We start from the raw sequence: 9,043 nt of genomic DNA, 5'->3' as shown, positions 1-9,043 counted from the left end.
GGATTCTTCGCTGGCGCTCAGAATGACAGACTTGGTCTGGGTTTGGGTGGCGAAATAACAAAACAATACTTTAGCCAAAAAAAGCCCCGCTGATTGGCGGGGCTGTTCGTGTAACAGGAGAAAAGATGTGGGTCAGGAATTGAATTTCAGAACCACGAATTGTTCAGATTTGTTGCGGTCTTGGACGTAGAGGAGGATGGTGTTTCGTCCTTCTTTTTTGATTTTTGAGATTTCTTTATTGATGGCTGTGTCGAAACCTTCGGGCGTGTCGATTTCAGTGTTTCCGACTTTGAGGATAATGAAGCCCACCTGGAGGCCGGCTCTGGAGGCGGGTGAATTGGCTTCGATGGCACTGATGACCACACCTTTGTCGGCTTTGATGTTGTTTCGCTGGGCGTAGGCGCTGTCTCCGGCTTCCACGCTGATTCCCGCCACGGTGTCTTCCGCAGCGGTTTCCGGGGTTTCCTGTCCTTCGTCTTCAGGGAATCCTTTCAATTGGATGTGTAAGGTTTTGGTTTCATCGCCACGAATGACCTTCACGGGGACTTTGGTTCCCACTCTGGAGGTGGCGACGGCGATACGGAATTTGGAGACGTTGGGCACTTTTTCGCCGTTGAACTCGACAATAACGTCGCCGACGGAGAGCCCGGCGTTGTGGGCGGGAGAATCGGTTTCCACCTTGGCGACCAAAACGCCGGAAACTTCTGATAGATTAAAGGCTTCCATGAGGTCGGCGGTGATTTCCTGGGGTGAAATTCCGATGTAGGCGCGGGTGACTTTTCCGTTTTCAACGAGGTCTTCTACCACGCGTTTGGCAAGGTTGATGGGAATGGCGAATCCGATTCCAATGTTTCCGCCGGAAGTACTTGTGATGGCGGAATTTATACCAATTACCTCACCGTCGATATTGAGAAGGGGACCACCGCTGTTTCCGGGATTGATGGCGGCATCGGTCTGGATATAATCCTGATAGATGGGCGAGTTTGAGCCGAAATTCAGGTTTGACCTGCCGATGGCGGAAATGACGCCGAGGGTGACGGTTCGGTCCAAACCAACGTCCCCAAAAGGATTTCCGATGGCGATGGCCCAATCTCCGATTTCGAGGTCGGCTGAATCGCCGAGGGGGGCGAGGGTGATTTTTTCGCCTTCTTGGAGAGTGATTTTGATGACCGCAACGTCGGTATTGGGGTCAAGACCCACGACGGTGGCGGTGTAGCTCACTTTGTCGGCGAGGGTGACGGTGATGGTTCCTTCCTTTCCTTTTTCCACGACGTGGTTGTTTGTCATGATGAAGGCTTCGCGGGTTTGGGGGTTGTATTCATAGATGAATCCGCTTCCCATCGAGGTTACCGGGCGCTGAGTCTCGCGAGGCTGTTGGGGGAAAAAGTAGCGGAAAAAGTCGTCGTCAAAAAGGGGATTTCGGTAGTTTTGGACGGTTACTTGGGCTTCCACCTTGATTTGCACCACAGATTCACGCACATCGCGCACGACTTTCACCACTGGGTTGGGGTCGTTTCCGTTTGGCATCCAGGCTTTTTGAGAGGTTTCGCGAAATCTGGGGACTTCGCTGGTGACGCTCGTTTGAGCGCTGGCGCAGGACATCAGTCCCAGAGCCAAGACCAATGGTATGAGGCGTTTCCATATTTTCATATAAATCTCCTAAAAGCTGGGAACCGCTTGGCTCCCTGAGTTTATTTTTGAATATTAAAAATAAGCGTACAGAGTTCTTCGACTGTGTTTCGGGAATATAATAAGCCGCAAACCGGAAAAGGTCAAGTGAAAAATTTTGGTTTGGCGGGGTTGAGCGCGGATTGTGGGGTGATTTTTGGGCTGAGGCTCGCATCAGATATTGACAATTATGGCGGCTTTGGGAGGATGGTTCCCATGAAAAAAGCTGAAATCATCCGCGATACTAACACAGCCATCCAGTTTTTGAAGGGAGTGGGCGAGGCGAGAGCGCGTCAACTGGACAAACTGGGGATAAAAACGGTTCGCGATTTGATGGAATATTTTCCACGCGATTATATCACACGCAAGCTCCAGCCAGCCATCCGAGGTTTGAAGCCGGGGGATAGAATCGCCATGACCGCCATGGTGAACTGGGTGGATGAACGCCCCAGCCGGGCGGGGAAAAACATTTTGAGCGTGGGAATCAGCGATGGGCAGGCAACCCTGACCTGCACTTGGTTTCGCTATCCGCAAAGCTATCTGACTCTGTTTAAACCAGGCTTGAATATCTGGGTGAGTGGAAATTTGAGCGAATACGGCGGGCGGCTCCAACTGATGCACCCTGAATTTGAGCAGATGGACGACGTGGATGAGGAGGATTTTTGGAAAAACAGGGAAGTCCTTCCCATCTATGGGCTGAGCGGAAATCTGACCCAAAAGTTTTTCCGGAAAGCGATACACGCGGCTTTTGAGGAATTCGCCAGGCAAATTGAGGAAAATCTGCCCGCCAATACCCTGACAAAACACGTTTTCGAACCCCGACGCGTGGCTTTGCAAAAAATGCACTTTACACATAATCCGAAGGAATTGTCAAGGACGCGGGAAAGATTCGCCTATGAGGAATTTTTCTATTCGCAACTTTTGTGGGCGCGATACAAACACCAGCACACCACCCAGGTTCAGGGAATAAAATTTGAGAATAAAAGGAAGCTGACATCGGCTCTGTATAAGGATTTGCCATATAAACTGACCGGCGCTCAAAAAAGGGTGATAAACGAGATATTTGACGATATGTGTGGGGAAAAACAAATGACGCGCCTGTTACAAGGGGACGTGGGCTCCGGAAAGACGATTGTGACGCTGTTTGCCATGCTCCTGGCTGTGGAAAACGGATTTCAGTCGGCGTTGATGGCGCCCACGGAAATCCTGGCAGACCAACATTTTGGCAATATCAGCGGCATGGTTTCGGATTTGGGGCTGAACGTGGTTTTGTTAAAAGGAGGCAGCTACAAGGGAAAAGCGCAGGTCAAGGCTGAAATCGCCGATGGTTCAGCCCAAATCGTGATTGGAACCCACGCGCTTTTGCAGAGCGATATCACATTCCAAAATCTGGGCTTTGTGGCGGTGGACGAACAACATCGCTTCGGGGTTCAACAGCGGGCGGATTTGGCAAAAAAGGACAAACATCCGGATTTGTTGTATCTGAGCGCCACGCCCATTCCACGTTCGCTGTCGCAGACAGTTTATGGAGATTTGGAAGTGTCTGTGTTGGATGAAGTTCCGGCAAATCGTATCCCGGTTATCACGAAGGTTCGCTCCCCGCAACAGATTGATATGGTTTTTGGCGAAGTGGGAGAAGAACTCGCGGCGGGGAGGCAAGCTTACGTGGTTTGTCCCCTGATTGAGGAATCCGACAAACTGGACATCGTGGACGCCCAACGGATGCATAAACATGTGTCGGAGATGGTTTTCCCCCAGTATTCCTGTGTGTTGTTGCACGGGAGGATGAGCTCGGCAGAAAAGGATGAAATCATGTTGCGCTTCAAAAATGGAGAAATCAAAATCCTGGTTTCAACAACGGTGATTGAGGTGGGCGTGGATATTCCCAACGCTTCGGCGATGATTATTGACCACGCGGAAAGGTTTGGCCTGGCTCAACTGCATCAGCTTCGAGGCAGGGTGGGACGCGGTGGACAGCAGGCCTGGTGTTATTTAATCGCACATCTGCCCCTGAGCAAAGTGGCTAACGAACGGCTGAACACGATGATGCGCAGCACGGATGGATTCCTCATCGCGGAAAAAGATTTGGAACTGAGGGGACCGGGGGAGTTTTTTGGCACGGAACAATCTGGTATGCCGAGCTTTAAACACGCCAACTTGATTACCGACCAGGGTTGGTTGCGCAAAGCCCGGGAAGACGCCTTCGCCATCATCGCCAGCGACCCGGATTTGGGAAGCGAAAACAACGCTCTAATCAAAAAATTCCACACCACTCAACACATTGATAAAGAGAAACTTATCCAGTATTGACCCCCGGTAATCGGGATTAAACTATTGACGGAAACAGCCCTTTCATTATGAGGGATTTTAGACTATAAAAAAAGAGACAAAATGAGGTGCCAATGAAAAAGCTGACCCTCCTGACCCTGCTGGTCATCGCGTTGAGCGCGGTGTCCGCCATTAAATTTGACCCGGATATATTCTATTCGCGTACCGTGATTGTGTGTTTCACCAAAGACGCGGTGGGCAACGATACCGGCAAAATAGAGACGAGCCTGGAAGACGGAATTGTTCGAACCGGGCTGGAAACTTTTGACGCTCTGGCGACTGAATATGGAATCGTTGACCTGCGTCAAATGCACCCATACGTGAAGGTTCCCACCTGGAACGACAACGGTATCTATCTGCAAAACCACTATCGCGTTATCCTCGATTCAGACGAATATATCGACGACGCGGTGGAGGCTTTGGCGAAGGATAAAAACTTGATTTACGCCGAATTGGAAGGCATTAACCGCACAAAATTCGTGCCCAATGACCCCATGGTGACCCAGCAATATGTTCATTCCCGTGTCCGCAGCTATGAAGCCTGGGACTACGTTATGGGCTCCTATGACGTGAAAATCGCCATCACAGACTCCGGTGTGAAATGGAACCATCCCGACCTGAGGGCAAACATCTGGATTAACCCCGCCGAATCCGCCGGTATGACCATCAACTGGGATGCCGGAACCATCCACGGTGGAGACGGAGTTGACGCGGGTGAAGGCGGCGGAAAAATCGACGACCTGATTGGCTGGGACTTTGTTGGCAACGACAACAACCCCATGCAAAACTATCCCAGTAACGACCATGGCACCCACGTGGCAGGTTGCGCGGCAGCGGTTGGAGACAACGGCATCGGCCTTGTTGGCACATCTCCCATCGCTTCCATCATTTCCTGCAAAGGTTCCCCGGACACATCACCCTCCACGGGAATCCAATATGCCTATGACCAGATTAAATATTCCGCGGAATTGGGCGCCGATATCATCAACGCCAGTTGGGGCAGCCCCGGCAGCGGAGTGTATCCAAATTCCATCGTGAACTATGCCACAGCGCTGGGTTCTCTGGTGGTGACAGCCGCTGGCAACGACAACGTGGAACATAACGCCAGCTATCAGGATTATCCCGCGGATTGTGACAACGCTCTCTGCGTGGCTTCCACCGGGCAGCAGGATATCAAATCCAACTTTTCGGATTATGGCGAACCCATCGACATTTGCGCCCCAGGCGAAGGCATCCTTTCCACCATCATCACCGGAAACGGATATGACGCCTATGATGGAACTTCCATGGCCTCTCCCGTCGCCGCTGGAGTTTGCGCCTTGGTGAAGGCTCTTCATCCCCAAATGACACCCAACCAGCTCAGGCAACGAGTGATGATGACGGCTGATTATCACTATGACGCGAACCCGAACTATCTGGGCAAACTGGGCACAGGCAGAATCAACGCCTACGCCGCCACGATGTTTGACAAAATCCCCAACATCACCATCGACGACACGATGTTGGCAGAGCTGGAAGGCGATGGCGACGGCATCCCCAACCCCGGTGAAACCATTCAACTTAAAGTTTCCCTGAACAACTATCTGGACCCCTTCACCGGACTGGCATGGCTGACTGGAAACAACCTGACAGCCACGCTCACCTGCAATTATCCCGGAATCACCATCCTGGATGACACGGCTTCGTTTGGAACGCTTTCACCCGGCAGCACGATGTGGAACAACAGCCAGCCCTTCAAATTCAGAGCGGCTTCCACCCTGCCTTCAGAGTCCATTCCCTTCGAACTGGTGATTTCCGCGAATCAAGACTCCAATTTCCCCTACAATAAAACCCTGCCCTTCAGCGTTGACCTTTCCCTGGTTCAAGCCGGATGGCCACACCACGTTGGCGGAGCTTCCTCCTCCAGCGCCATCCTCTTCAATCTGGACACGAACCCGGATTTGGAAGTCATTTTTGGCGACCCTACCGGAAATATCCGTGCGGTGAAAGCAAACGGCAGTTCCGTCCCGGGATTTCCCATCAATGCTGGCGCACCCATCATCGGCTCAATCGCCATGGGCAATCTGGACAGCAGCAGCACCAAACACTTTGCCGCCAACCTCCAAAACAGCAACGTGTTGCTTTTCAACCAAAACGGTGAAGTCCTCTGGACTGTTCCAGCAGGCGGAAACCTGCGCAGCGGCCCCGTGATGGCGGATTTGGCAAACAACAACCAAGGCAAGATTATCACCGTGACCCAAACCGGAAGCCTGGTGGTTCTGAACGCCGACGGCACAGCCTATCCCAACTTCCCAGTGGCTCTGGGCGGAGCCTGTTTGGCATCACCAGCCATTGCCGACCTGAATGGTGACGGCATCCACGAAATCATTGTGGCAACCCTGAATGGAAACCTCCACGCCATCAACAGCGCCACGGGTCAAAACATCGCCGGTTTCCCCGTGACCATGCCCGGCGGCTCCCAAAACGCCATCACCATCGCCAATATCGACAACGACCCCGACCCTGAAATCATCGTGACCACCAGCACCTCTGGCCATATCTTGGTTTACAACCACGACGGCAGCCTGCTTTTCGAGAAAAATGTGGGCAGCCAGATTAAAACCAGCGCTGTGGTGGCGGACGTGAACGGTGATGACAACAAGGAAATCATCGTGATTGGCGCCACCGGAATCGTGCACGTGCTCAACAGTAGCGGGAACAACCTTCCCAACACACCGATAAGCATCGGACAGGCAGTTGAATGCACACCCACCATCGCCTATTTTGACGGTGATAACTACGCGGGAATCATCTTCGGCGACACCAACGGCTATGTCCACAGCCTGCGCGTGGATGGCACTGAATCTCCGAACTTCCCCATCCGCATCAACGGAAACGTGAAAACCTCTGCCGCGCTGGCGGATATCGACCGTGACGGCGACCTGGACATCGTGATTCCAAACGACGACAGTTTCTACGTTATCGACATCAAACGCGCCGCGCAACAGATTCCCTGGCCCTGCTATCTGGGCGGATACAACCGCTCCGGAAACATCATGCAATACACACCGGTTCAGGATATTGAGACCCCCGCTCTGGTTACAGAGCTGAGAGGCAACTATCCCAACCCCTTCAATCCCAGCACCTTAATCAGCTACACGCTGGCCAATCCCGGACAGGTGAGTCTGGAGATTTTCAACCAAAAAGGACAACTGGTGAACACCCTGGTGAACGCGGACCTTCCCGCTGGAAACCATCAGGTGGAATGGAACGGACGCGACTCTGGCGGACAGACCGTCAGCAGCGGTGTCTATTTCTACCGTATGCGCTCTGGAAAATATTCTTCCACCCGCAAAATGGTAATGATGAAATAAAGATAAACACATAAATTGAGACCGAAACACCGGAATCCGGCCACCCCGGACCACATCAACACGGGGAACCGCGCTTCCGGTGTTTTGGCAAAAAGCTTGGCAAGCGAGGAAACAAATGGCTGAAAAACAATATGGTTCCAATAAATTCCAGGATATGAGCTGGATTGCGTCCCACTGGGCATACTATCTCCGGCTGAATTCACACGTTTTGAAACGGGGCGTTCCAGCGCGTGAACTCATCGGTCTGAAATATCCTTTCAAACTGCCTGACCCCGTTAAACCGCCCCTGTTGTCGGTGGATTTCACCGATGCCTGTGACCTTGCCTGCGTTTATTGCAACAACCCCCTTTTCCCGCATCCGCGCACCATGATGAGCGATGGCATCTTCAACTGTCTGCTCCAAAACCTGCGCGCAGCGAAGATAAACCGGGTTCGGGTCGGTGGCGGCGAACCCATGCTTCATCCCAAATGTGCCGAAATGTTGACAAAACTGAAGCCGCTCACAAAATATCTTTCCATCATCACAAATGGACAGTGGAAAGACCCCCACGATATTGACGAAGTTCTGCTCTCCGGGGTGGATTTGATTGAAGTTTCCGTGGACGCCGGTGGCGCCAAAATCTATGAAGCTTCACGCCAAAACGCCAGCTACACACGTTTGTTGAAAAACATTCGCCACCTGCGTCAGCTCAGAGACAGGCTCAGAAACGGCACCCTGATTCGCGTGAGACTGATGTTAAGACCTTCAACCCGCCATCTGGAACGCTGGGAAACCGCTTTTTGGAAACGATACGCCGACGCGGTTTTACCCCAATTTCTCCTGAAACATCCGGATTCGGATTACGACGACGACGTGTTCCACTCCAAGGTTTATGATGAAAACACAGCCCCAGTCTGCACCCTGCCCTTCAAAGACCTCCAAATCAGGCCGGATGGACGCATACCGCTTTGTCCTGCCAAGGGTTGCAGTCTGGACCCCGCCAAGCGCAGCTTTTTGGGTCATGTTTGTCACGATTCACTAATCGACATCTGGAACGGTCCGGATTTCAAGGCCATGCGTCTGGCTCAGCGCAGCCGTCAGGGCAAGATTTTGGAAGGCTGCAAAGGCTGCAACTACAGCTGACCCGGTTTCTTCACAAAGCACGCCCCCTGAAATTTTCTTGAATGAGTCTGTAAAGGCTTTTCAATAGGGTGGTTGGGAGTCAAAATAGCTTGAGGATTTGGGTGACGGTTTATACCTTAAACCAACTTGATGTCCTCCAGCATATATGCCGAAAGCAGATCATGACATTTGATAAGCTCCAGAAACCGCTCCAAAGAACCGAAGTGATGCTCCCCGCAATCCCTGTAGAAACCCTTGGGAAAACCTTGTGGGAGAGATAAGTTCTGGGGATTGACAAATTCCGCCGGATGCAAGTAAAACACCAATGGCTGGCACGTGTGAGCCAAGAGATTGAAAAAAACACGTACAAAGAGATGTGGAAAGATTCTGAGCAGCCTCATATTTAAGGGTAGTATCCATGCACTGGGTGGGATTTCAAGAAGCCTGCCATTCTTTGTCTCGATAAAATGTGCTTTGCTGGGCTTACAGAAGCATCTCAACGCATTCACACTTCCTGCTCCAAAATCGTATCTCCGGGCTGGGATTGAGGAATCTGCCTGATAGCCTAATTCTCCCAATACATCGAAAGTGG

5 protein-coding genes are annotated in these 9,043 nt (G+C 51.9%); 3 read left to right on the top strand and 2 right to left on the bottom strand.

From position 1 onward, the window contains the following. Positions 1–132 precede the first annotated feature (132 nt). On the bottom strand, positions 133–1,650 hold the full coding sequence (locus tag GX135_05460; GenBank protein ID NLN85532.1) for a Do family serine endopeptidase: 1,518 nt from the start codon (positions 1,648–1,650) through the stop codon (positions 133–135). Positions 1,651–1,884: 234 nt separating this feature from the next. Between GX135_05460 and recG the strand changes: the two genes are divergently transcribed. The 3 genes from recG (at position 1,885) to GX135_05445 (ending at position 8,472) form a co-directional block, all read left to right on the top strand. Next, a complete protein-coding gene (gene recG / locus GX135_05455; GenBank protein ID NLN85531.1) occupies positions 1,885–3,978 on the top strand; it encodes an ATP-dependent DNA helicase RecG in 2,094 nt (697 codons plus the stop codon). A gap of 92 nt (positions 3,979–4,070) precedes the next feature. Then, positions 4,071–7,349 (top strand): S8 family serine peptidase, encoded by a 3,279-nt coding sequence (locus GX135_05450; GenBank protein NLN85530.1) that lies wholly within the window; start codon positions 4,071–4,073, stop codon positions 7,347–7,349. A gap of 115 nt (positions 7,350–7,464) precedes the next feature. Further along, positions 7,465–8,472: a radical SAM protein gene (locus GX135_05445; GenBank protein ID NLN85529.1), complete on the top strand. Its 1,008-nt coding sequence runs from the start codon at positions 7,465–7,467 to the stop codon at positions 8,470–8,472. A gap of 116 nt (positions 8,473–8,588) precedes the next feature. On the opposite strand, the gene GX135_05440 is transcribed toward GX135_05445, so the two are convergent. Next, a partial coding sequence (locus tag GX135_05440; GenBank protein NLN85528.1) for a DUF3473 domain-containing protein occupies positions 8,589–9,043 on the bottom strand: 455 nt, incomplete at its 5' end.

Source organism: Candidatus Cloacimonadota bacterium (assembly GCA_012522635.1).
In the GTDB taxonomy this organism is placed as follows: domain Bacteria; phylum Cloacimonadota; class Cloacimonadia; order Cloacimonadales; family Cloacimonadaceae; genus Syntrophosphaera.
The sequence above is the reverse complement of the archived record's forward strand: the minus strand, read 5'-3'. Positions and strand labels throughout refer to the sequence as shown.

Bases quoted from the DNA above. Each gene is read 5' to 3' on its own strand.
- GX135_05460 (NLN85532.1), bottom strand. From the start codon at position 1,650: ATGAAAATATGGAAACGCCTCATACCATTGGTCTTGGCTCTGGGACTG.
- recG (NLN85531.1), top strand. From the start codon at position 1,885: ATGAAAAAAGCTGAAATCATCCGCGATACTAACACAGCCATCCAGTTT.
- GX135_05450 (NLN85530.1), top strand. From the start codon at position 4,071: ATGAAAAAGCTGACCCTCCTGACCCTGCTGGTCATCGCGTTGAGCGCG.
- GX135_05445 (NLN85529.1), top strand. From the start codon at position 7,465: ATGGCTGAAAAACAATATGGTTCCAATAAATTCCAGGATATGAGCTGG.